This is a genomic window from Streptomyces sp. NPDC058459 (assembly GCF_042721685.1).
Lineage (GTDB): Bacteria > Actinomycetota > Actinomycetes > Streptomycetales > Streptomycetaceae > Streptomyces.
This window is the reverse complement of sequence record NZ_JBHXLV010000110.1, coordinates 1-21447: the sequence shown is the minus strand read 5'-3', so window position 1 is coordinate 21447 and position 21447 is coordinate 1. Positions and strand designations below refer to the sequence as shown.

General features: G+C 74.0%; 13 protein-coding genes. 10 read left to right on the top strand and 3 right to left on the bottom strand.

Annotation, left to right across the window (positions count from 1 at the left end; translation table 11 throughout):
• Positions 1 to 110: 110 nt before the first annotated feature.
• The 3 genes from ACFWN1_RS20445 to ACFWN1_RS20435 all read right to left on the bottom strand — a co-directional run bounded on the left by ACFWN1_RS20445 (position 111) and on the right by ACFWN1_RS20435 (position 3919).
• Positions 111 to 1970: an arabinofuranosidase catalytic domain-containing protein gene (locus ACFWN1_RS20445; RefSeq protein WP_384363815.1), complete on the bottom strand. Its 1860-nt coding sequence runs from the start codon at positions 1968 to 1970 to the stop codon at positions 111 to 113.
• A gap of 198 nt (positions 1971 to 2168) precedes the next feature.
• Positions 2169 to 2774: a CE1759 family FMN reductase gene (locus tag ACFWN1_RS20440; RefSeq protein WP_384363814.1), complete on the bottom strand. Its 606-nt coding sequence runs from the start codon at positions 2772 to 2774 to the stop codon at positions 2169 to 2171.
• Positions 2771 to 3919 (bottom strand): LLM class flavin-dependent oxidoreductase, encoded by a 1149-nt coding sequence (locus ACFWN1_RS20435; protein WP_384363817.1) that lies wholly within the window; start codon positions 3917 to 3919, stop codon positions 2771 to 2773. Before ACFWN1_RS20435 ends, ACFWN1_RS20440 begins: the two co-directional genes overlap by 4 nt.
• A gap of 271 nt (positions 3920 to 4190) precedes the next feature.
• Here ACFWN1_RS20435 and ACFWN1_RS20430 point away from each other — a divergent pair, with 271 nt between their 5' ends.
• The 10 genes from ACFWN1_RS20430 (at position 4191) to ACFWN1_RS20385 (ending at position 21440) form a co-directional block, all read left to right on the top strand.
• Positions 4191 to 5174, top strand: a complete 984-nt coding sequence (locus tag ACFWN1_RS20430) for a DUF5996 family protein (protein WP_384363812.1) — start codon at positions 4191 to 4193, stop codon at positions 5172 to 5174.
• A 405-nt stretch (positions 5175 to 5579) separates the two neighbouring features.
• Complete coding sequence (locus ACFWN1_RS20425) at positions 5580 to 6749, top strand: BTAD domain-containing putative transcriptional regulator (RefSeq protein WP_384363810.1); 1170 nt, start codon at positions 5580 to 5582, stop codon at positions 6747 to 6749.
• A 36-nt stretch (positions 6750 to 6785) separates the two neighbouring features.
• On the top strand, positions 6786 to 9026 hold the full coding sequence (locus ACFWN1_RS20420) for a TOMM precursor leader peptide-binding protein (RefSeq protein ID WP_384363808.1): 2241 nt from the start codon (positions 6786 to 6788) through the stop codon (positions 9024 to 9026).
• A complete protein-coding gene (locus tag ACFWN1_RS20415) occupies positions 9016 to 10932 on the top strand; it encodes a TOMM precursor leader peptide-binding protein (protein ID WP_384363806.1) in 1917 nt (638 codons plus the stop codon). Before ACFWN1_RS20420 ends, ACFWN1_RS20415 begins: the two co-directional genes overlap by 11 nt.
• A gap of 92 nt (positions 10933 to 11024) precedes the next feature.
• Positions 11025 to 12611 carry a SagB family peptide dehydrogenase gene (locus ACFWN1_RS20410; protein ID WP_384363804.1) on the top strand — a complete coding sequence of 529 codons (1587 nt, stop codon included), beginning with the start codon at positions 11025 to 11027 and terminating at the stop codon, positions 12609 to 12611.
• A 64-nt stretch (positions 12612 to 12675) separates the two neighbouring features.
• Complete coding sequence (locus ACFWN1_RS20405; RefSeq protein ID WP_384363802.1) at positions 12676 to 15393, top strand: lantibiotic dehydratase; 2718 nt, start codon at positions 12676 to 12678, stop codon at positions 15391 to 15393.
• Positions 15390 to 16505, top strand: coding sequence for a lantibiotic dehydratase C-terminal domain-containing protein (locus tag ACFWN1_RS20400; protein ID WP_384363800.1), 1116 nt, complete (start codon positions 15390 to 15392; stop codon positions 16503 to 16505). The genes ACFWN1_RS20405 and ACFWN1_RS20400 overlap by 4 nt, the downstream gene beginning before the upstream one ends.
• Positions 16502 to 18763, top strand: a complete 2262-nt coding sequence (locus tag ACFWN1_RS20395; protein WP_384363798.1) for an ATP-binding cassette domain-containing protein — start codon at positions 16502 to 16504, stop codon at positions 18761 to 18763. The genes ACFWN1_RS20400 and ACFWN1_RS20395 overlap by 4 nt, the downstream gene beginning before the upstream one ends.
• The gene (locus ACFWN1_RS20390) at positions 18760 to 19512 is read left to right on the top strand and encodes an ABC transporter permease (protein WP_384363796.1); all 753 of its coding nucleotides are present in this window, start codon (positions 18760 to 18762) and stop codon (positions 19510 to 19512) included. The genes ACFWN1_RS20395 and ACFWN1_RS20390 overlap by 4 nt, the downstream gene beginning before the upstream one ends.
• Positions 19509 to 21440 (top strand): TOMM precursor leader peptide-binding protein, encoded by a 1932-nt coding sequence (locus tag ACFWN1_RS20385; protein WP_384363794.1) that lies wholly within the window; start codon positions 19509 to 19511, stop codon positions 21438 to 21440. Before ACFWN1_RS20390 ends, ACFWN1_RS20385 begins: the two co-directional genes overlap by 4 nt.
• Positions 21441 to 21447: the final 7 nt, after the last annotated feature.

The following is a 21447-nucleotide window of genomic DNA, read 5'->3' as shown; positions in this document are numbered from 1 at the left end:
GTGTGCGGGGGCGGGGCGTGACGGACGGCGAGGCGCCGTCCGCCCGCGTGTTCCCGCTCCCCCGCGACCGCTTCCCCCGCATCCGGAGGGAAGATCCTGGTGCCGGGTCGTCAGTTCAGCCTGAACTTCTGCGCGGCCGAGCCGTTGCAGTCCCAGATCTGGAGCCGGGTGCCGTTGCCGGTGGCGCCGTCGGGGGCGTCCAGGCAGCGCCCGGACTGGGGGTTGCGCAGCGAACCGTCGGCCTGCTGCTCCCACTTCTGCCCCCCGACACCGTTGCAGTCCCACAGCTGGACCTGGGTGCCGTTGGCCGTGCCGTTGCCGTTGATGTCGAGGCAGCGGCCGAGGGTGGAGAGCGAGGTGTCGGCGCGGTGGAACCAGTGCTGGTCGACGGCCCAGGTCTGGCAGTCCCAGAGCTGGACGGCGGTGCCGTTGACGCCGGAGTCGTCGGCGGCGACGTCCACGCATGTGCCGCCGGGCGCGGCGACCGGGGCGCCGCCGTTGACGCTGAACTTCTGCGCGGCCGAGCCGTTGCAGTCCCAGATCCGCAGCCGGGTGCCGTTGGCGGAGGTGCCGTTGGGGGCGTCCAGGCAGCGCCCGGACTGGGGGTTGCGCAGCGAACCGTCCGCCTGCTGGACCCACTTCTGCCCCCCGACACCGTTGCAGTCCCACAGCTCGACCTCGGTGCCGTTGGCCGTGCCGTTGCCGACGATGTCCAGGCAGCGGGAGATGGTGCCGAGGGAGGTGTCCGGGTTGTGGGTCCAGTGCTGGTCCTCGGCGTAGCCCTGGCAGTCCCAGAGCTGGACGGCGGTGCCGTTGACCCCGGTGTCGTCGGCGGCGACGTCGACGCACTTGCCGCCGGGGCCGGTCACGGTGCCCTGGGGGCCGCCTGGGACGTCGGTCCGGCCGGAGTAGCCGGCCGCGACGACGTTGGCCTGCACCGCGTTCTCGGCGGCGTCGGAGGGATAGCCGGAGACCATGGCGCCCTCGAAGAAGGTGCCCATGTTCCAGTTGCTGTTGTCCCCGCCAATGCCGAGGATGATGCCGCCCTCCTGCTGCATGGGCCGGTAGCCGCCGCGCGAGGGCAGCGCGCCGTCCCACCAGGTACTTAAGGGACCGGTCTGGGAGTTGCCGCCCTTGAGCGCGTACCGGGTCCGGCCGTCGTTCTTCAGGACGGCGGTGACGTAGGTGCTGCTGTTGCCCCGGTTGGCGAGGTTGGAGCCGTTGTCGCCCTGGAACATGCCGTTCTCCAGGTCGGCCTCGACCCAGGGGCCGTTGCCGGTGCAGGGGGCGAAGTAGCAGGTGGTGGCGATGGAGACGGCGTCCATATGGCCGTTGCCGGTGTCGGCGGGGGTGCGTTCGGCGTTGCCGTAGTCGAAGCAGCAGGCGGAGCCGACGTGGGTGCCGCTGGCCACCATGTACACGCCCTCGGCCTGTCCGTCGACCGCGACGCCGGAGGCGGCGCCGGCGGAGCGGTAGCCGACGCCGGGCGAGATCCAGATGCCGTACACCTTGTGGCCGCCCGCGGTGACGGCGAGTTCGCTCGCGTCGGCGGCGCGGTCGGCGCCTATCCCGGCGGTGCCCGCCGGGCCGGGGTCGAGGTCGTTGTGGCGGCTGGTCTGGTCGTAGATCTTCGACATACGACAGGTGGTGCCGCCGCAGAAGGTGTCCTGGCGGCCGGCGTCGGCGTAGCCGCCGGTGGTCAGGAGGCCGATGTCGGTGGCCGCGCCGTCGGAGGCGCGGGTGACCCGGTACAGCGGGCCGCCGTAGCCGGAGAACAGCGCCCGGACCGTGCTGTGCGCGGCGACGCAGGGGGTCCCGGCGGCGGCGTAGATGTCGCACGGCGCCGACCCGGCGGCCTGTGCGGGCGCGCTCAGCCCGGCCAGGGCGCCGAGCAGCAGGGCGAGTACGGACAGGACGGCCCCGAGGCGCCCGCGCAGAGCTGGTAACACGGCGGATCTGAATGCGCGCATCGTCTGCTCCTTCGGCCGGCCGTGCGGTGGGGAGGCGGAGTCGGTGACTCCTCACGGCCGCTCGGGAACGTACGAAGCGCGATCGAACACGTCAAGATTTGTTGCTTCAGACTTGTTCAAGCTTTTGCCTGTGTGGTGATTTGTTGCTTTGGGTGGTCACTTTGGTTCGGGAGGGCCGGCGCGTAGACACCTCGGGCACTACTCGCCGCCCAGCAGCTCCCGCATCGTCGCCAGGTCCGCGTCCTCCTGGGTCTCGCGGGTGCGGGGGCCGCAGGCGCGCAGCAGGCGGGTGAAGTCGGCGGCCGCCGCGTTGATGCGGGCGCCGAGGGCCGCGCCGTCCTGGGTGCCGAAGTCGCCGGTGGCGGCGTAGACGGGGCGTGGGGAGACGATCGCGTGGAGGTAGGAGAACATCGGGCGCAGCGCGTGTTCGAGGACCAGGGAGTGCCGTTCGGTGCCGCCGCTGGCGGCGATGAGGACGGGCATGTCGGAGAGGGTGTCCTCCGGGAGCACGTCGAAGAACGACTTGAACAGGCCGCTGAAGGACGCGTTGAAGGAGGGGGTGACGGCGATGACGCCGTCCGCCCCGGCCACCGTCTCGAACGCCGCGTCCAGCGCCGCGCCGGTGAACCCGGTGAGCATCGCGTCCATGACGGGGTGGGCCAGCGGGCGCAGTTCGACGAAGGACAGCCGCACCGGCTCGCCCTGCGCCTCGAGTTCGCGGGCGACGGATGCCGACAGCCGGTCCGCGAGGAGCCGGGTGGAGGAGGGCTCGCGCAGCCCACCGCTGATTACCGTGATCTTCATCGTGCCTCCCGGTCGCCGTCGTCGGCCGGTCCTCGGCTCTCGTGTGCGCCGTCGCGTGCGCTTCCGCGTGAGCTTTCGCGTGCGCGCAGCAGCGAGGCATGGGTGGGGGCGGCCGGGGTGCCTTCGGGCCGGACCCCGGCGAACTCCCGGCGCAGCACCGGGACGACCTCCTCGCCGAGCAGGTCGAGTTGTTCGAGGACGGTCTTCAGCGGGAGCCCCGCGTGGTCGATGAGGAAGAGCTGCCGCTGGTAGTCCCCCACGTACTCGCGGAAGCCCAGGGTCTTCTCGATCACCTCGGCCGGTGAGCCTACGGTCAGCGGGGTCTGCCGGGTGAACTCCTCCAGCGAGGGCCCGTGTCCGTACACCGGGGCGTTGTCGAAGTAGGGCCGGAACTCCTTGACCGCGTCCTGGCTGTCGGCCCGCATGAACACCTGCCCGCCGAGCCCCACGACGGCCTGCTCCGGGGTGCCGTGGCCGTAGTGCGCGAACCGGCGCCGGTAGAGGCCGACCAGCTGCTGGGTGTGGGAGGCGGGCCAGAAGATGTGGTTGGCGAAGAAGCCGTCCCCGAAGTAGGCGGCCAGTTCGGCGATCTCGGGGGTGCGGATGGAGGCGTGCCAGACGAAGGGCGGTACGTCGTCCAGCGGGCGGGGCGCGAGGGTGAAGCCCTGGAGCGCGCTGCGGAACGTGCCCTCCCAGTCCACGGTCTCCTCGCGCCAGAGGCGGCGCAGCAGGTCGTAGTTCTCCACGGTGAGCGGGATGGCCTGGCGGATGTCCTGGCCGAACCACGGATACACCGGGCCGGTGTTGCCCCGGCCCAGCATGATGTCGGTGCGGCCGCCGGACAGGTGCTGGAGCACGCTGAAGTCCTCGGCGATCTTCACCGGGTCGTTGGTGGTGATCAGCGTCGTGGAGGTGGAGAGGATGATCCGCTCGGTGCGCGCGGCGATGTGGGCGAGCAGGGTGGTCGGCGAGGACGGGACGAAGGGCGGGTTGTGGTGCTCGCCGGTGGCGAAGACGTCGAGCCCGGCCTCCTCGGCCTTGCGCGCGATGGCGACGGTCGCCTGGATGCGCTCCGCCTCGGTGGGGGTACGGCCGGTGGTGGGGTCGGGGGTGACGTCTCCGACGGTGAAGATGCCGAACTGCATCCCGGCCGCGCCGGTCGTTTCGGACGACGCCATGCTGGGCTCCTTCAGACGCTGCTGCGGAACTGGCGTTCTGAGGTGGGATTGCCGCTGTCCCGTCATCGTGTCACGCCGAGTGCGATCCGGCACGGGCGGGAAGCGGGCGAGGCTCCGGGGCGCGTGGGAGAATCGGGGGGTGTGCGGTCGTACGACTGTCATGCCGGACATCTGGCGGTTCGCGTCCGGCGCTGTGCGGCCGTCGAGGACATGTGGATCGATCCGCCGGGAGGCTCCCGTGAGCGAACGTCCCGAGGCGTGGCCGGTGCTGGACCACGCGGAACTGGGCCCCATGATCGAGTATGTGAACCGGGTGATTCAGGTCGCGGGCAAGTACTCGCTGGACGACCCGTTCGAGGTGGGCTGGGGCAACATCGTCCTGGAGGTGTCCCCGCGCGGGCTGCGCACGCCGACGTTCCGGCGGAACGGGGTGACCTTCGCGGTGCACTACCGGCTGCTCGACGGTGACGTGGTGATCGAGGCCGACGGCGCCACCCGGACGCTGCCCCTGGAGCGGACGTCGGTCTGCGACTTCTACACCTCGTTCTGCGAGGCCGCGTCCGAGCTGGGCATCCCGCATCCGCGCAGCGCGCTGATCTGCGAGATGCCCGCCGCCCCGCCGAACTTCGCGGACGACCGGGCGGAGCGGGTGTGGAACGCGCACTCGGCCCGGCTGCTGTGGGAGGCGTTCGACCTCGCCGCGTCCGGTCTGGAGGCGTGGCAGGCCCCGTTCCTCGGGCACCGGCCGCGCGTCGGTGTGATGTGGGGCGGCTTCGACCTGTCGGCGACCCGGTGGCGCCCGAAGCGGACGGACCCCGGCCCCGAGGGCCCGCCGTTCATGCGCAACGCCCAGCTGCACGAGTACGTGTCGGTGGGGTTCTCCTTCGACAACACCCATGGCGACGGCGGCAGCCCGCTGGACATCGGGATGTACGCCTACATCTGGCCGCAACCCGACGGTCTCACCGGCCGGTCATGGGGTGTCGAGGGCGCCGAGTGGCATCCGGACCTCGGTCTGGCGGTGCTGCCGTGGCAGAACCTGCGCCGGCTGCCCGACCCGCACGGGGCGATCGTCAGGTTCGGCGACGCCGTGTACGACACGGCCGTGCGGACGGCGGGCTGGCCGACCGATCTGGTCGGGCCGCGGGTCGACGGCTGGTACATGAGTGAGCACCAGCCGAGCGAGCGTCAGCCGGCCGAGCACGTCGGGCGGCAGGGCTGAGCGGACCGGAATCCGCCGGGGTCAGCCGCGCTGGTCCCCGGCGTCGTCGGAGTCGCGCTTGCGGCGGCTCAGGATGTACAGCGCGAGCGGGCCGGTGATCATCGAGGCGACCGGGATCAGTCCCCACCACGGCATGGTTGTTCCTCCCCTGGGTGCGGCCTTGCGGGAACGCGCCGCGCCACTTCACCGGGAGGGTATGCCCCGGCGGGGCGGCGGCCAACACCACTTCCGGCAAAAGCCCTTGTGTATCGCGGATGTAACCAGGTGTTTCGCGTCAGCCTCTGGACGAACCGACCGGTTCGCTTCTAAGTTCCCCTCTCAGCAGATCACTTGTTCACGTCCGACACCCCAGGTGTGAACAAGTGCGCTGTCGTGCGCAGCAGTTGGTGCATCACTCACCGTGCGATGCGAAAGGCTGTGGTGAAGACCGGATTTCCCGCGCCCGACGGCGCTCTCCCAGATCAGCGGGCCGCGGCGGCCTGTCCGGGCCGCCCCCGCTTCCAGATCCTCGGCCTGCTGGCCATCACGGACGGTCACGAGACCGTCGTCCTCCAGCCCTCCAGACCGACCTCTCTGCTGGCCGCCCTGCTGCTGCACCCCGGTGCCGTGGTCCCGGGCGAGCTGCTCCAGCGCGTGGTGTGGGGCGACCGGCCGCCGTCCGGCGGCAGATCGGCGCTGCACACCTGCGTTCTCCGACTGCGCCGCCTGTTTTCCAAGTACGGGGTCGCCGACCGCGCCATCGAAGCCGTTCCCGGCGGCTACCGGCTCCAGGCGGACGCCGACACCCTGGACCTCCTCCACTTCCGAGACCTGCTCGGCCGGGCCTCGGCCGGCGACGACCCGGAGGCCGCGCTGCGGCTGGCGCGGGCCGCGCTGGGGCTGTGGAAGGGGCCACTGCTCGGCAACGTGCACTCCGACGAGCTGCACCGCGACCATGTGCCGCGCCTGGCCGAGGAACGGCTGCTCGCCGTGGAGCGTGTCTTCGACGGCGAACTCCGCCTGGGCAGACACCGGGAGATGATCGCCGAGGCCCGCGAGGCGGTGCGCGTCCAGCCCGGTCACGAGGGGCTCTCGGCGCTGCTCATCGAGGCGCTGTACCGCTCGGGCCGCCGGGCCGAGGCGCTCGCGGAGTACCGGCGTATCCACGCCCATCTCACCTCCGAACTCGGGGTGGAGCCGGGTGCGGGGCTGCGCGGTCTCCAGCTCGCCGTGCTGCGGGGCGAACCGTACGGCGGGCGCCCGGCGCTGCCCGCCTCCGGGGTGCCGCCGTCCCCGCCCGGCGGGGTGCCGTCCGCGCTGGAGCGGGCCTCTCCCCCGGCACCGGGCGCGCTGGTGCTGCGCGCACTGGTCGACGCCGGGCTGCTGGAGGAGGACCCGTCGGGCCGCTACCGGGTCCACGACCTGCTGCGGCTCTTCGTCCAGGCGGCCGGCACCAGCCTCCCGGCCACCGCACCACCCGACCCGGCACCGCCCGGCCCGGCACCGCCCCGACCCGAACCGGCACGACCCGAACCGGCACCGCCCGAACCGACATCGCACGACCCGGCGCGGAAGTCCCCACCCCCCGCCGGCTGACCGCTCCTCCCCCTCTTCACCCGGAGGTTCCACAGCATGGCCAACCCTCCCGCGTCCCCCGAGGAGATCGCGCGGTCGCGGCCGCGTATCCGCAGGGACGTCCTGTTCACACAGACCCCGAACGGTGTCCTGTTCCACAACGCGCACGGCGGGTTCAACGTCGTCACCCAGTCCGCGTACCGCTTCGCCGCGCTGATCGTGCCCCATCTCGACGGCGAGCGGCGGGTCGAGGAACTCTGCGCCGGCCTGGGGGACAGGCAGCGCGACATGGTGGTCCGACTCGTGCGCGCACTCTACGCGCGTGGCTTCGCCCGGGATGCCGGGCCGAGACCCACCGGTGGCACCCTGTCGCCGCAGGTGGCAGAGCATTTCGCGCATCAGCTCGACTATCTGGATCATTACGCGGACGACGCCCACGGCAGGTTCGCGAGGTTCCGCGACACCCGGGTGGCGGTCCTCGGTGACGACGAGATGGCGCGCTGGGCCGCGCTGGGTCTGCTGCGCAACGGCTGCGCCACGGTGGCCGTCACGGTCGAGGACGCGGCGGAGGGCGCCCTCGACCGTGAGCCCCGGGGCACGGCCGGCCTCGACGCGGAGGTCGCGGCGCTCACCGAGGCGGGCTGCGCCCCCACGCTGACGCGGCTGGACGGCGGCACGCCGGGCTGGGCCGGGCTCGACGGCTGGGACACGGTGCTGGTGACCGGGGCGAGCGCGCCGGGCCAGATCCTGCGGCTGCTCACCGAGGGCGTGCCGGCCGGGCGGCGGCTGCTCGGAGCGTGGACGTTCGGGAACCGGGCGGTGGTCGGGCCGGTGATGACGGCCGGGACGCCGGGCTGCTGGTGCTGCGCAGCGCTGCGGCTCGGCGCGGGTGCCGGCGCGGCCGACAGCGCCGAGCTGTGGGCCGCCCTCGGACCGGCCGCGCCGGTGGGCGCACCGGGGCGCGTGCCCACCGGGCCGCTCGCGGGGATGCTCGGCAATCTGCTGTCGTTCGAGGTGTTCCGGCTGGTGACCGAGGCGCTGCCGGCCGAGACCCGTAACCAGGTCGTCGTGCAGGATCTCGACTCACTGGACGTGCTGGCCGAGGCGCTGCTGCCGCACCCCCGCTGCCCGTTCTGCGCCGCCGGTGCGGAGCCCGAGGCCCCGGACGGGGCCGCGCTGCGGGTGCCGCACCCGGACGACGAGCCGGTGGCGCTGCCCGCCGACGGCCCGGCCGACGAGGCTGCGGCCAAGTCGGCGCTGGCCGCGCTGGAGCAGCGGGACGTCCTGGTCCGTGCGGCGGCCGGGGTGTTCGGCGGGTACGCCGACGACGACTGGGAGCAGACCCCGCTGAAGGTGAGCACCGTACGCCTCGGAGTCTCCGCCGGCCGGGTCCGTGAGGTCTCCGCGATCGACGTGCACCATGTGGCCGGGGCCCGGCTCGCCGCGCTGTTCCGGGGTGCCGAGGTGTACGCCGAGCAGGTGGTGCCGCCCGAGGTGGCGGCCGGCGGCGCGTGGAGCCGGGTCGCACCGGCCGGACTCGCCTTGTCGAGCGGGCTGGACGTGCCCGTGGAGCGGGTCGCCGCGTGGTCGGAGGCGGTTTCGCTGCTGGACGGGCGGACGGTGCTGGTGCCCACGGGCGCGGTGCGCACCCTGGGCGGCTGGAACGGCCAGGGCCTGTTCGAGCGCACGTCGGCCGGTACGGGCGCCGCGGGCACCCCGCGCGCCGCGCTGGCCCGCGCCCTGCGCTCCGCCCTCGCCCATGACGCCCTGCGCCGGGCGATACGCCGGGCGGCCCCGGTACGGCTGGTGGACCTCGGCTCCCTCACCGAGGACGCCGAGTCGCTGTTCCTGCTGCGCTCGGCGGAGACCCTGGGCGTCGCGGTCGAGGTGCTGGACCTGACGGGGGCGGGGGCGACCGCGCTGCCGGTGGCTCTGGCCCGCCACACCGACCGGGAGAGCGGCGCGGTGCGCTGGGCGCCGGGCAGCGGGCTGCGTCCGCGCGAGGCGGTGCTGGAGGCGCTGCGCGATCTGCTCGGCGCCGAGCAGCTGCGGCGGGCCGGGGCCGAGCCGGACCTAGGCGACCCGCTGTGGGCCGACCTGGAGGCGGCCGCGCTGGTCCCCGAGGGCGAGCCGGCGTCGCTGCGGGCGGCCGGGACGGACTGGGCCGGGGTACTGGACGCGCTGGCGGCGGCCGGACGGGACGCGTTCGCGGTGCCGGTGGCCGCGCCGGACCTGGCGGCGGGCGACATCCACGCCGTACGGGTGCTGCTCACCGGTGGCGAGTCCGGTGCCCACTGAGACGGAGGCGGCGCCGGTCGCCGTCGACTCGCCCTGGGACACGGTGTGCGCAGGGCTGACCGCCGCGTTAGCCGCCCGCGTCCCCGGCCGGCCCGCCGTGGTGACGGCACTCGGCGTCCGCGACGAACTCGTGCGGGGCGCAGGTGAGTTCGCGCCCGGTGCGATTCCCGTGGGCCTGTACGGACATCACGCCGTGGTCGGCCCGGTGGCTCCCGTGGCCGGCCGTGGCTGTCCGCGCTGTCTGGCGCGGCGCTGGCAGGCGGTACGCGCCGGGTTCCTGCGGGACGCGCTGGAGCGGGGCGGGCCGACCCGGGCGGCCGGGACCCCGCCGTGGGAAGCCGACTTCGCGGTGGACGCGCTGGCCGCGCTGGTCTCGGCGGCGGACGCGCACCCGCGTGCCGTACGGCATCCCTGGGTGTGGCTGCTGGATCTGGAGACCCTGCGGATCTCCCGGTTCCCGCTGGTGCCGGACGGTGAGTGCCCGTCCTGCGCGGACCGGCCGGACGACACGGCCGAGGGTGCCCGGATCGTACTGGAGCCCACGCCGGAGCACGCGCCGGGCAGCTTCCGAACCCGTCCGCCCGCCGCGTACGACCTGCCGCTGGAGGCGTTCGCCAACCCGGTGACCGGGATGCTCGGGCCGTCCGTGGCGCCCGATCTGACCTCTGCGTCCACCTCCTCGGCGGTCGGCGCCTTCACCACCCGCTCGGGCGCCCATCTGCGCGAGTGCTACTGGGGCGGGCACAGCGATGCGTACGGCACGAGCGTGCGGGTCGGGCTGCTGGAGGGGCTGGAGCGGTACGCGGGGATGCGGGCGCGTGCCCGGCGTCCGGTGGTCACGGCGACGCTGGAGGAACTGGGCGACACGGCGGTCGACCCCCGGGTCACCGGCCTGTACCCGGACACCTTCGACGCGGACGCCGTCGGCGCGCCCCGGTTCGCGCCGGACCGGCCCGTCCGGTGGGTCTGGGGCTGGTCGCTGCGGGACGCCCGGCCGGTCCTCGTCCCGGAGGTGGTCGCGTACTACCACGCGCCGGGCGGCATCCGGCGCCGGTTCGTGCAGGAGAGCTCCAACGGCTGCGCGTCGGGCGGCAGTCCGGCCGAGGCCGTGCACCACGGCCTGATGGAGACCATCGAGCGCGACGCCTTCCTGCTGGCCTGGTTCGGCCGGGCCCGGCTGCCCGAGATCGACCCGGCGAGCAGCACCCGGCCAGCGACCCGCGCGATGGTGGACCGGCTGGCGATGTACGGGTACCGGGCGCGGTTCTTCGACACCAGGATCAGCTTCCCGGTGCCGGTGGTGACGGCGGTGGCCGAGCGGGTGGACGGCGGCCCCGGGCTGCTGTGCTTCGGCGCGGGCGCCTCCCCCGACCCCGAGGACGCCCTCGCGGGCGGGCTGTGCGAGATCGCCACCGACTCGGTGAACCTGCGCCGCCGTACCGCCCGCGAGGAGCGGCGGCTGCGCCGGATGGCCGACGACTTCGACGAGGTACGGGTGCTGCACGACCATCCGCTGCTGTACGGGCTCCCCGAGATGGGCCGGTACACCGACTTCCTGCTGCGCGGCAGGGACGACGGTGAGCGGGTCCCGCTCGCCTCGCTCGCCCCGGACCGTCCCCGGGCTCGTCCGGCCGAGCTGCGCGCGGACGTGGAGACGGTCGTCGCGGCTGTCACCGCGCGCGGTTTCGACGTGGTGGTGGTCGACCAGACGGCGCCCGAGCAGCGGGAGCTGGGCCTGAGCACGGTCAAGGTGCTGGTGCCCGGCCTCGTCCCGATCGACTTCGGCTGGAGCCGGCAGCGCGGCCCGTGGCTGCCCCGTACCCGTACCGCGCTGCGCGAGGCCGGGCTCCGTGCGGCGGAGCTGACGCCCGACGACTGCAACCCGGCCCCGCACCCCTTCCCCTGACCGCCCGAGCGGCTGTCCCCACCAACGACATCCCGGGCACCCGGCCCGAACCGCCGGGCGCCCGCCACAGACGAGCTGACTAGGGAGTGACCATGGGATACGCCCATGAGTACGCGACCGCGGTGATGCGGCGGGGCAGGACCCCGATGGAGCCGGCCGGCTTCGTGCCGGACTGGGCCGACCGGCCCCGCAAGGGCAAGTACTTCCCCGGCGCCCCCTCCTTCCCGCTGCCCGACGGCGGCTGCGCGGACGACGCCACGCTGGGCCGGGGTCTGTTCGGCGAACCGGGCACGGGTGCCTTCACGCTCCCCCTGCTGGGCGCGATGCTCCGGGACTCCTACGGGCTGACGGGGCGCCGGCTGGCGGTGCAGGCCAACTCGGACCTGGGGTCGCTGCCGTTCCACACCCACGCCAACTGGTCGCGCGGCACCGCCTCGGGCGGCGGCCTGTACCCGGTGGGCGTCCACTGGGTGAGCGGCGCGAGTGGCCCCCTCACCCCGGGCGTCTACTACTACGACACCCCGCACCACCGGCTGAACCGGCTGCTGTCGGGCGATGTGACCGGCGAAGTGCGCGCCGCGCTGGGCGACTTGGCGGAGGCGGACACCGACCAGTTCCTGGTGCTGGGGGTGACCTTCTGGCAGAACGCCTTCAAGTACAACAGTTTCTCCTACCACGCCGTGACGATGGACGTCGGCGCCCTGCTGGAGACCTGGCGGATGTGGGCGCGGGCGCACGGGCTGCGGCTCGGCACCGCCCTGTGGTTCGACGAGCCGCGCATCGGGCGGCTGCTGGGCCTGGACCCCGCCGAGGACGGGGTGTTCGCCGTGGTACCGCTGCGCTGGGACGCGTCCGCCCCGGCGGCGCCCGGCCCCGGGACACCGGGAGCGGCGGTGCGGCGGGTGCCGGACGAGCGTTCCCGGCGGACGCTGACCTTCCCGGCCCTGGGCCGGGTGCACACCGCCACGCTGGAGGGCGCCGCCGACCGGCCCGCCCCCGGCCGGCTGGACTCGGCGCTCGCGGCTCCGGCGGGGCCCGGTGAGCGGGTGCCGCTGCCCGGTCCGGCTCCGCTGGAGACCACCGTGCGGCGGGCGCTGAGGGAACGGCGCAGCAGTTTCGGCCGGTTCACCGCGGGGGCTCCGCTGGACCCGGCCAAGCTGGCGGTGACGCTCGCCGCCGCCGTCACGGCCGCGACCCTGGACAGCGACGTGGAGACACCGGGCGGGGCACCCCTGACCCGGTTCCACGTCTTCGTCAACCACGTCCGCGACGTACCTCCGGGGCTGTACGAGTACGACCGGGACACCGGCGGGCTGGTGCTGCTGAGGTCCGGCGAGTCCGGGGCGTTCCTCCAGGAGAACTACTTCCTGGCCAACTACAACCTGGAGCAGGCGGCCGCCGTGCTGGTGCCGGTGGCGCGTACGTACGCGGTGCTGGACGCCGTGGGCGACCGGGGGCTGCGGCTGGTCAACGCGGCCGTGGGAGCCATCGCCCAGGCCGTGTACACCGCCGCCTCCGCCACCGGGACCGGCTGCGGGGCCGCGCTGGGCTTCGACTGCGTGTCGTACGCGGAGGAGTTCGGGGTGGCCGGCCGGGGCGAGGTGCCGCTGCTGATCATGATGATCGGCGAGGAGCGGCCCCGGCCCGCCGATTACCGCTACGACGTCGTCACCCCATGACCCGCCCCACCGCCCGCCTCCTGCCGGTCGCGCGGGAGTCCCGACCCGAAAGGGGCAGCACGGTATGAGCCCGGCCATCACCGTCGCCGAGACCACTGTGACCCTGCACCGCCGTTTCATGCTGCGCGTGGCCGGTCTTCCGGCCGAGACCGTGGAGGTGCTGCGCGCTCCCGAGACCGCCGACTGGGCCGCCCGCACGGCGGCGGAGGAGGACAGGCTGCGCGACCTCGGCGCCCGCCTGAGCGATCCCCTCTCGGCAGCGGTCGGCACCACCGAGGACGCGGGGCTGCGCCGCCGGCTCCTCGGGTTGCGCCGCCAGGTCTTCAACAACCGCCTCCCCGCCGACCTCCCGGCCGCCCGCGACCTCGCCCGGCGCCTCGACAAGGACACCGGCGCCGACCTCACCGCCTGGCTGGACGCACGGCTGCGCTTCGAGGAGCTGCGCGCCGAGGGCGAGACGGTGCTCGGCGGCGCACTGGCCCGCACCCGGGCCGCGCTGCGCGAACTGGCGCTGGACGACCGGCTCCGCCGGGGCCTGCTGCTGGCCTCGCCCACGCTGGAGGAGCGGCTCGACGCGTTCGCCGCCGACCGGACCGGGGCGCCGGGCAAGCGGGCCCGCAAGATGGAGCGTTCGCTGCTGTCGTATCTGTACCGCACCGCCTGCAAGACCAGCCCGTTCAGCACGCTGACCGGGGTCGCGCTCGGCGGTTTCACGGAGGGCGGTGACCTGACGGAGGTCGGCGACGACTGGACGAGCCACCCCCGGCTGAACGTGGTCGTCCTCACCCGGCTAGCCGAGCTGATCGTGGCCGACCCGGCCCGCCGCGCCGCCCTGCCGGTGGCACCGGCCTCGGGCTGGACGCGGGACGACGACCGGGTGCGCTATGTCCGGCGGGCGGTCACGGCGGGGGACGACAGCGCGCCGGTGAGTTTCGACGCCGCCCAGGACCGGCTGTTCTTCCTGCGCCGGCAGGGCGCCCTGGACGGGATGCTGACGCTGCTGCGCGACACCGACGGCACGCTGACCCACGGCGACCTGGCCCGCCGGCTGGCCGCCACCACGGGCGCCGGCGAGGAGGAGGCGGGGCACTATCTGACGGCGCTGCGCGAGCTGGGGATGCTCCAGCTCCCCCTGCTGGAGACGAGCGTGCACAGCCCCGACCCGCTGCGCGCCTTCCAGCGTGCGCTGCGCGGACTGGGGGTGGACTGGGCGGACACCGTCGCCGCCCGGCTGGACGGCCCGGCCGAGGCAGTCGCGCGGTACGGGGACGCCGACGTACCCATCCGACGTGCGCTGCTGGCCGGACTCCGCGCCGAACTCGCCTCTCTCCAGACCGACTTGGGTGCCGAACGCCCCGTACTTCCGCAGACGCTGCTCTACGAGGACGTGTCGGCGGGCACCACCGGCGCGCCGCTCGCAGACTGGGCCGAGCCGGTCGCCACTCCGCTGCGGTCGATCGGGAGGGTGCTGCCCGCCTTCGACGTGGCGCTGCCCCAACGGCTCACCCTCAAGGGGTTCTTCGTCGCCCGGTACGGGCCCGGTGGCCGCTGCGAGGACCTGTTGCGGCTGGTCCACGACTTCCACGAGGACGTCTTCCGCCAGTACCTCCAGTTCACCGCGGCCAAGGACGGCTACCTCCCGGACGGCAGCCACGCCCCCGAGGAGAACTGGCTCGGGGTCCCGGAGATCACCTCCGTCGACCGGGCCCGCGCCCTGCTCACCGCCCGGATGCGCGAGCGCTGGTCCGAACTTCCGCCGGACAGCGCGGAGTTCCTTATCGACGACGCGACCGTGGACGAGCTGGCCGACGCGCTCGGCGCCGCCGCGCCCGCGTTCCGTCCGCAGAGCCACTTCCTCCAGCTGGCCCGCCGCGAGGACGGTCCGCTGGCCGTGCTGAACAACTCGTACGGCGGTCTCTGCTTCCCCTTCACCCGCTTCACGCACTGCTTCGACGGCGCGGACGGCCTCACGGACGCCCTGCGGGACGGACTGCGTTCGGTGCCGCCGCCCGGTGCGGTCCTGGCCGAGGTCACGGCCGGTGCCGCGACCACCAACCTCAATCTGCACGGCCGGCTGACCGACCACGAGATCGTCTGCCCCGGCGAGCACAGTACCGCCCCCGACGAGGCCCGCCTCCAGCTGGACGACCTGTACGCGGTGCACGACGAGACCGAGGACCGGCTGCTGCTGCGCTCCCGCCGGCTGGACCGCGAGGTCGTCCCGGTCTATCTCGGCTATCTCGTGCCGATGGTGCTGCCCGAGATCCCGCGCACCCTGCTGCTGTTCTCGCCCACCTCCCGCTCGGTGCCGGACGTGTGGCGCGGGGTGCCCACCGGCCCCGCGACGGACGGCGTCACCCGCCGGCCCCGCGTCCGCCACCACTCCCTGGTGCTCCAGCGGCGCTCCTGGACCGCCGGCGACGGCCGCCTCCCCCTCCGGACGCCAGGCACCAGCGACGCCGACTGGTATCTCGCCTGGCACCGCTGGCGCGCCCGGCACGGCCTGCCCGCCCGCGTGTTCGCCACCGTCCACGAGGAGACGGAGGACGGCCGGGGCGCCGCCTGGTTCGGCGGGTCCAAGCCGCAGTACGTCGACTTCGAGAGCCCGCTCTCCCTCACCGCCCTCGAAGGGCTCCTCGCCGGGAGACGGGCCCGGACCGTCTTCGAGGAGATGCTCCCCGCCGAGGACGAACTGCACGTCACCTCACCGCGCGGACGGCACGTGGCCGAACTCGCCGTCGAACTGCTGCCCGCCCGACCCGAGGAGGACGCCACCCCATGACCGCTCCCACCGAAGCCTCCGCCGTACCCGGTCGGGCGCCTGGCGAGTGGCTGGCCGTGCACGTCTTCTACGCGGCCAGCCCCCGCCCGCTGCTCGTCCAGTGCGTCCGCCCCCTGGTCGACGCCCTCACCGAGGAGGGCCTGCTCGCCGGGTACTTCTTCATCAACTACTGGCTGGAGGGCCCGCATCTGCGGCTGCGCCTGAAGCCGGCCCGCGCCGCCGACGCCTCCGTGGTCCGGGAGCGGGCGCACGCCGCGCTGGACAGGTTCCTCCGCGACCGGCCCGCGCTGTACGAGGTGAAGGACGGCTTCTTCGCCGACCTCTACGAGACCCTCTTCGCCCTGGAGTTCGGCGACGAGGAACGCGCGGAGTACCTCGGTCCGGACGGCCGGATGGTGCTGCGCCCCAACAACACCTTCGAGGACCGCCCCTACGAACCCGAGTACGGCAAGTACGGCGGTCCGGCCGGGATCGAGCTGGCGGAGTGGCACTTCCAGCACTCCAGCGACCTGGTGATCGAGGCCGCCCGCTCGATGAACCTGCATCTGCGCACCGTACTGCTCGGGCTGTCCGCCCAGCTGATGATGGTGATGTCCGGCACCTTCCTGCGCGAGGACGAGGCCCTGCTGTCCTTCCTGGACCGCTACCACGCCTTCTGGAACCGGGCGTTCTCCAGCACCGACTACACCGCCGACGAGGGCTACGACCGCGCCTACACCGCGATGGGCACGAGCCTGCCGGGCCGGTTCCGGGACATCCGGGACGCGGTGGCTGCGGGCGGGACCGGACGGCTCCCGGCGTTCCTGCGCGGCTGGGCCGGGCACTGCGCCGAGCTGCGCGACCGGGCACTGGCGCTCACCCGCGACGGCGAGCTGGTCTTCCGCTCCTGGGACGGCACCCGCGACCTGCGCCCCGCCGACCCGGCGCGGACGCTGCCAATGCTGCTCTCGCCGTATCTGCACATGACCAACAACCGGCTGAGCACGACCGTGCGCGACGAGGCGTTCCTGTCCTACGTGCTCGCCCGCGCCCTGCGGGACGGTGGCGCGCGGGGTGCGGAGGCTGACGCGGGCGAGTCGCTGACAGGCTGGCGCCGTGGGGGTGAGGGGTGACCACCGGGACCTTCCTGGCCGGCCGCCCCAGGGTGCGCCCCGATCTGGTGGCCGGGCCCCGGCTAATGCGCGGTACGGCCGTCATCCGGCTGCTGAAGGACCCGCGTACCGGACGGCGCCTGGAGCTGGGGCCCAAGGAGCACTTCCTGATCACCCGGCTGGACGGGACCCGGACGCTGGAGGAGATCGGCGGGGAGTACGCGGGCGCGTTCGGGGCCCGGCTCGGGGAGGCGCAGTGGGGGCAGCTGCTGCGGCTGCTGCACGGCCGGGGTCTGCTGGAGGGCTCACCGACGCCGTCCCCGGCACCGCCGGCCGGGCCGGAGCGCCCGCCGAACGGGATGCTGGCCGGGCGGACCCGGATGGTGGCGGACGCCCCCGCCCTGATGGACCGGCTGCACCGGCTCACCGCCCCCGCCCGACGACCGGCCGTGCTCGCGGTGCTGACCGCGCTGACGGTCGGCGTGTTCACCGCCGTCGTCGTGCAGGCCGGGACGCTGTGGCGGCAGACGGAGCAGACGGCGGAGCAGCCGGTGCTGCTGTTCGCCGTCGGCTGTGTGCTGTGGTGCTCGCTGGCCCTGCACGAGCTGGCGCACGGCCTGTTCGCGCGGGCCTGGGGCGGACGGGTCACCGAGATCGGGCTGCGCTGGATCTGCTGCGCCACCTATCTGTACTGCGAGGTGGAGGACGTCCAGTTCCTCGGCAGCCGCGCCCGGAAGGTGGCCACGGCGTGCGCGGGCGTCTTCGCCAACCTGCTGTTCCTGGCGCCGTTCTACGCGGTGTGGGCGCTGCTCCCGTCCGGCGCCGGGGCCCGGCCCGCGCTGGGCACGCTGCTGCTGCTCGGCACCCTCCTCGGCGTGGCCAACCTGCTGCCCCTGCCGCCGCTGGACGGCTACAAGGCGCTCGGGCACGCGCTGGGCGTCTCCGGCCTGTCCGAGGGCTCCCGCACCTTCACCGGGCTGGCCGTGCGGGCGCTGTTCCGGCGGGGTCCGGGCATCGCCGCGTACCCCGTGCGCCTGCGGCTGCTGTACGGCGGTTTCGCGCTGCTGACGGCGGTGCAGAGCGCGGCGCTGCTGCTGCTGTGCGGCGCCGTGCTGCGGACGATGCTGCCGGACGGCCCGGCGGTGCTCGCCTGGTCGCTGCCGCCCGCGCTGCTCGCCGGCGTCCTGCTGCTGTGGGCGCTGGGCGGCCTCGGCCGGCGCCTGCGGGACCGGCGTACCACCGAGGCGGCCCCGACGGCCTCCCCCGGCTCCGGACCGGAGCAGCAAGCCCCATCTGCCGTACATCAGTTGAGGAAAGGCGAGATGAGCGCACCCGACAGCAGGACGGAGCCCGCCCCGGGCGGCACCGCTACCGAGACCGTCGTCGCCCTGGACGGCGTCAGCAAGCGCTACGGGGAGGTGACCGCACTCGACGGCGTCTCCCTGGAGGTGCGGCACGGTGAGTTCTTCGGCATCCTCGGGCCGAACGGCGCGGGCAAGACCACCCTGGTGGAGATCGTGGAGGGCATGCGGGAGGCCGACTCCGGCAGTGTCACCGTGTTCGGGCAGCGCCCCTGGCCGCGCGACATCGCGCTGCTGGCCCGCATCGGCGTCCAGACCCAGGCGTCGGCGTTCTTCGCGCGGCTGACCGCGGGCGAGCATCTGCGCACGGTGGCCGCGCTGTACGGCATGGCGCCGGAGGCCGCGAGGACGGCGCTGGAGCGGGTCGGGCTGACCGGGAAGGAGCACGCGCGGGTCGACCACCTCTCCGGCGGTCAGCGGCAGCGGCTCGCGGTCGCCGGCGCGCTGCTCAACGAGCCGGAGCTGATCTTCCTGGACGAGCCGACGGCCGCGCTCGACCCGGAGGCGCGGCGCGAACTGTGGGAGCTGCTGCGGTCGTTGCGCTCGGAGGGGCGGACGATCATCTGCACCACCCACTACCTGGACGAGGCCGAGGCGCTGTGCGACCGGGTGGCGATCATCGCCGGTGGCCGGGTCGTCGCGCTGGACTCGCCCCGCAGCCTGATCCGTGCCCTGGCCGCGCCGACCCGGCTGCTGGTGCCCGCCGACCAGGTGTCCGCCGGGGCCGCGCTCGCGCTGGCGGGTGTGGACCGGGCCACCGTCCGGGGCGCCGACCTGGTCATCGAGACGACGGTGCCGGGCCGGGTACTGCCCGCCCTGGGTGGCCTGGTCGACATCGACTCGGTCTCCGTGCGCACCCCGACCCTCGAAGACGCCTACCTCTCCCTGACCGGCACCGGATCGGAGCACCACCGTTGAGCGCCTACGCCGCACTGACCAGGGCCACCTATGTCGCGAGCGTGCGCGACAGGACGACCCTCTTCTTCACCTTCGCCTTCCCGCTCGCGTTCCTCGTCCTGTTCGGCCTCATCTTCCAGGGCGACAAGGTGAACGGCGGGCTGGCCTCCATCAACTACATCGCGCCGGGCGTGCTCTCCTGGGGCGTGGGCAACGCGGCCGTGTTCTCGGTGGGGTTCGCGCTGATGCAGTGGCGCCGGGACGACCTGCTCCGGCTGATCTGGCGCACCCCGACCCCGCTGCGCACCCTGCTCGCCTCGCGGTGGACGGTGGCCATGGCGGTGGCGCTCGCGCAGACCGCGCTGTTCACGGCAGTCGCGCTGCTGCCGTTCTTCGGGCTGAAGCTGATGGGCCCCTGGTGGGCGGCGCTGCCGCTGCTGGTGCTGGGGGTGACCGCTTTCCTCGCCATGGGGCTGGTGGTCGGCAGCCTCGCCGACACCCCGGAGGCCGTCGCGGCCATCGCCAACCTGGTGATGGTGCCGATGGCGTTCCTTTCCGGTTCGTTCTTCCCGGACGACCTGATGCCGGGCTGGCTGCGCACCGCCGCCAAGGTGCTGCCGCTGCACTACCTGAACGACGGTCTCACCGACGCCATGGGCGGCCGCGGCGACCTGGGCGACATCGCGCTGGACTGCGCGGGCCTCGCCGTGTTCGCCCTGGTCTTCGGGGTGATCGCCACCCGGATCTTCCGCTGGAGCAACCGGACATGACGACGACGATGACCGCACTGGAGGCCGTGCGGGCCGGCCTCCGGTCCCGGCTGGCGGCGCGTGCGGCCGCGGCCGGGCTGCCCGCGCCGGCCGTGTCCCGGATCGGCGACACCGATGTGCTCGGCGGGTCCGCGCTCCCCGCCGACCCGGCCACCGTGCACCTGACCGCGCAGGCCGTGCTGCTCGGCCCGTGGGGCGGCACCCCGGCCGCCGGCCCGGCCTGCGGAACCTGTCTGGCGATGCGGCGGCAGCGGCTGCGGACCCGTACCGAGCGGGAGGCGCTGGAGACCGGTACGGAGACCACGGCGGCCGGGGCGTGGCCGGTGCTGCCGGACCACACCGTGGACGCGGTGTGGTCGCTGCACCTCCTGATCGCCTCCGGCGCGGCCCGGCACACCGCGGAGGGCCCGGACGCCGGGCTGCCCCAGGTCACGGAGCTGGACCTGGAGACGCTGCGGGTGCGGACGTTCCCGCTGCTGCCCGAGCCGATGTGCCCGCACTGCCGTCCCTTCACCGAGGAGGCGGCGACCCGCGCGGCGGCGGAGGCCGCACTCCCCGCGCCGGCCCCGCAGCCCAAGCCGCGCCCGGACTCCTACCGGCTGCGCCGGGCGTCGGACCACCCGCTGCCGGTGAAGGCGCTGGCCAACCCGGTGTGCGGGGTGCTGGGCGGCGGCACCTGGATCGACGTCACCTCCCCCACCACCGCGCCGGTCGCGGGCAGCGTCTTCATGCGGGGGTACGCCGGTCTCACCGACGTCACCTGGAGCGGTCAGGCCAACTCCTTCGCGGGCAGCCGCGACCTGGCCTTCCTTGAGGGCCTGGAACGGTACGCGGGCACCCATCGCAGGCACCGCGCGCCGGTCGTGACCGCCTCCCTGGAGGAGCTGGGCGAACGCGCCCTCGATCCGCGTACCTGCGGGCTGTACGAGCCCCGTACCTACGCCGAGGACCCGATGGTCGAGCCCTTCGACCCGGCCCGGCCGATCCCGTGGGTGACCGGCTGGTCCCTGCGGGACGGCCGCCCGGTGCTGGTACCGGCCCGGCTGGTCTACTACAGCGCGGGCACGGCCGCCGACAACTTCGTCTTCGAGTGCTCCAATGGCTGCGCCACCGGCAGTAGTTGGGAGGAAGCGGTCTTCTTCGGCCTGCTCGAACTGATCGAGCGGGACGCCTTCCTGCTCGGCTGGTACGGCGATCTGCCGCTGCCGGAGATCGACCTGGACTCGGTGCGCTCGCCGAGTGTGCGGGCGATGGTGGCGCGGGCCGCGCTCCAGGGCTACGACGTGCATGTCTTCGACAACCGGGTGGATCTCCCGGTGCCGGTGGTCACCGGGCTCGCCGTGCGCCGCGACGACGCGCCGGGCTCCCTGGCGTTCGCGGCGGGCGCCTCCTTCGACCCGGAGACGGCCCTGGAGTCGGCGGTCTCCGAGATCCTCACCTACATCCCGCATCTGCCCGGTCAGGTCGCCGAACGGCCCGCCGAACTCGCCGCCATGGCTGAGGACTTCGACCTGGTGAAGCGGCTGCCGGACCACGCGGCGCTGTTCGGGCTGCCCGCGATGCGGGTGCACGCCTCCGGCTATCTGAAGCCGCCCCGCGTGGCACCGCTCGACACGCTGTTCACCGGCTGGGAGGAACGGCGCCCGCGCACCGGGGACCTCCGCGACGACCTGCTGCTGGTGCGGGACCTGCTGGGCGCGGCGGGCTGCGAGGTGATCGCCGTCGACCAGACCACGCCCGAGCAGCGGCGGATGGGGCTGCGCACGGTGGCCACACTTGCGCCGGGGCTGCTGCCGATCGACTTCGGCTGGCCCCGGCAGCGGGCGCTCACCATGCCGAGGCTGCGCGGCGCGCCGTACCGGGCCGGTCTGGTGCGGGAGCCGCTGCGGGAGGAGGAGTTGCGGCGGGTGCCGCATCCGTTCCCGTGAGCGGGGC

Coding starts and splice junctions, on each gene's coding strand:
- ACFWN1_RS20445 (WP_384363815.1), bottom strand. CDS start 1,970: ATGCGCGCATTCAGATCCGCCGTGTTACCAGCTCTGCGCGGGCGCCTC.
- ACFWN1_RS20440 (WP_384363814.1), bottom strand. CDS start 2,774: ATGAAGATCACGGTAATCAGCGGTGGGCTGCGCGAGCCCTCCTCCACC.
- ACFWN1_RS20435 (WP_384363817.1), bottom strand. CDS start 3,919: ATGCAGTTCGGCATCTTCACCGTCGGAGACGTCACCCCCGACCCCACC.
- ACFWN1_RS20425 (WP_384363810.1), top strand. CDS start 5,580: ATGCGAAAGGCTGTGGTGAAGACCGGATTTCCCGCGCCCGACGGCGCT.
- ACFWN1_RS20420 (WP_384363808.1), top strand. CDS start 6,786: ATGGCCAACCCTCCCGCGTCCCCCGAGGAGATCGCGCGGTCGCGGCCG.
- ACFWN1_RS20410 (WP_384363804.1), top strand. CDS start 11,025: ATGGGATACGCCCATGAGTACGCGACCGCGGTGATGCGGCGGGGCAGG.
- ACFWN1_RS20405 (WP_384363802.1), top strand. CDS start 12,676: ATGAGCCCGGCCATCACCGTCGCCGAGACCACTGTGACCCTGCACCGC.
- ACFWN1_RS20400 (WP_384363800.1), top strand. CDS start 15,390: ATGACCGCTCCCACCGAAGCCTCCGCCGTACCCGGTCGGGCGCCTGGC.
- ACFWN1_RS20385 (WP_384363794.1), top strand. CDS start 19,509: ATGACGACGACGATGACCGCACTGGAGGCCGTGCGGGCCGGCCTCCGG.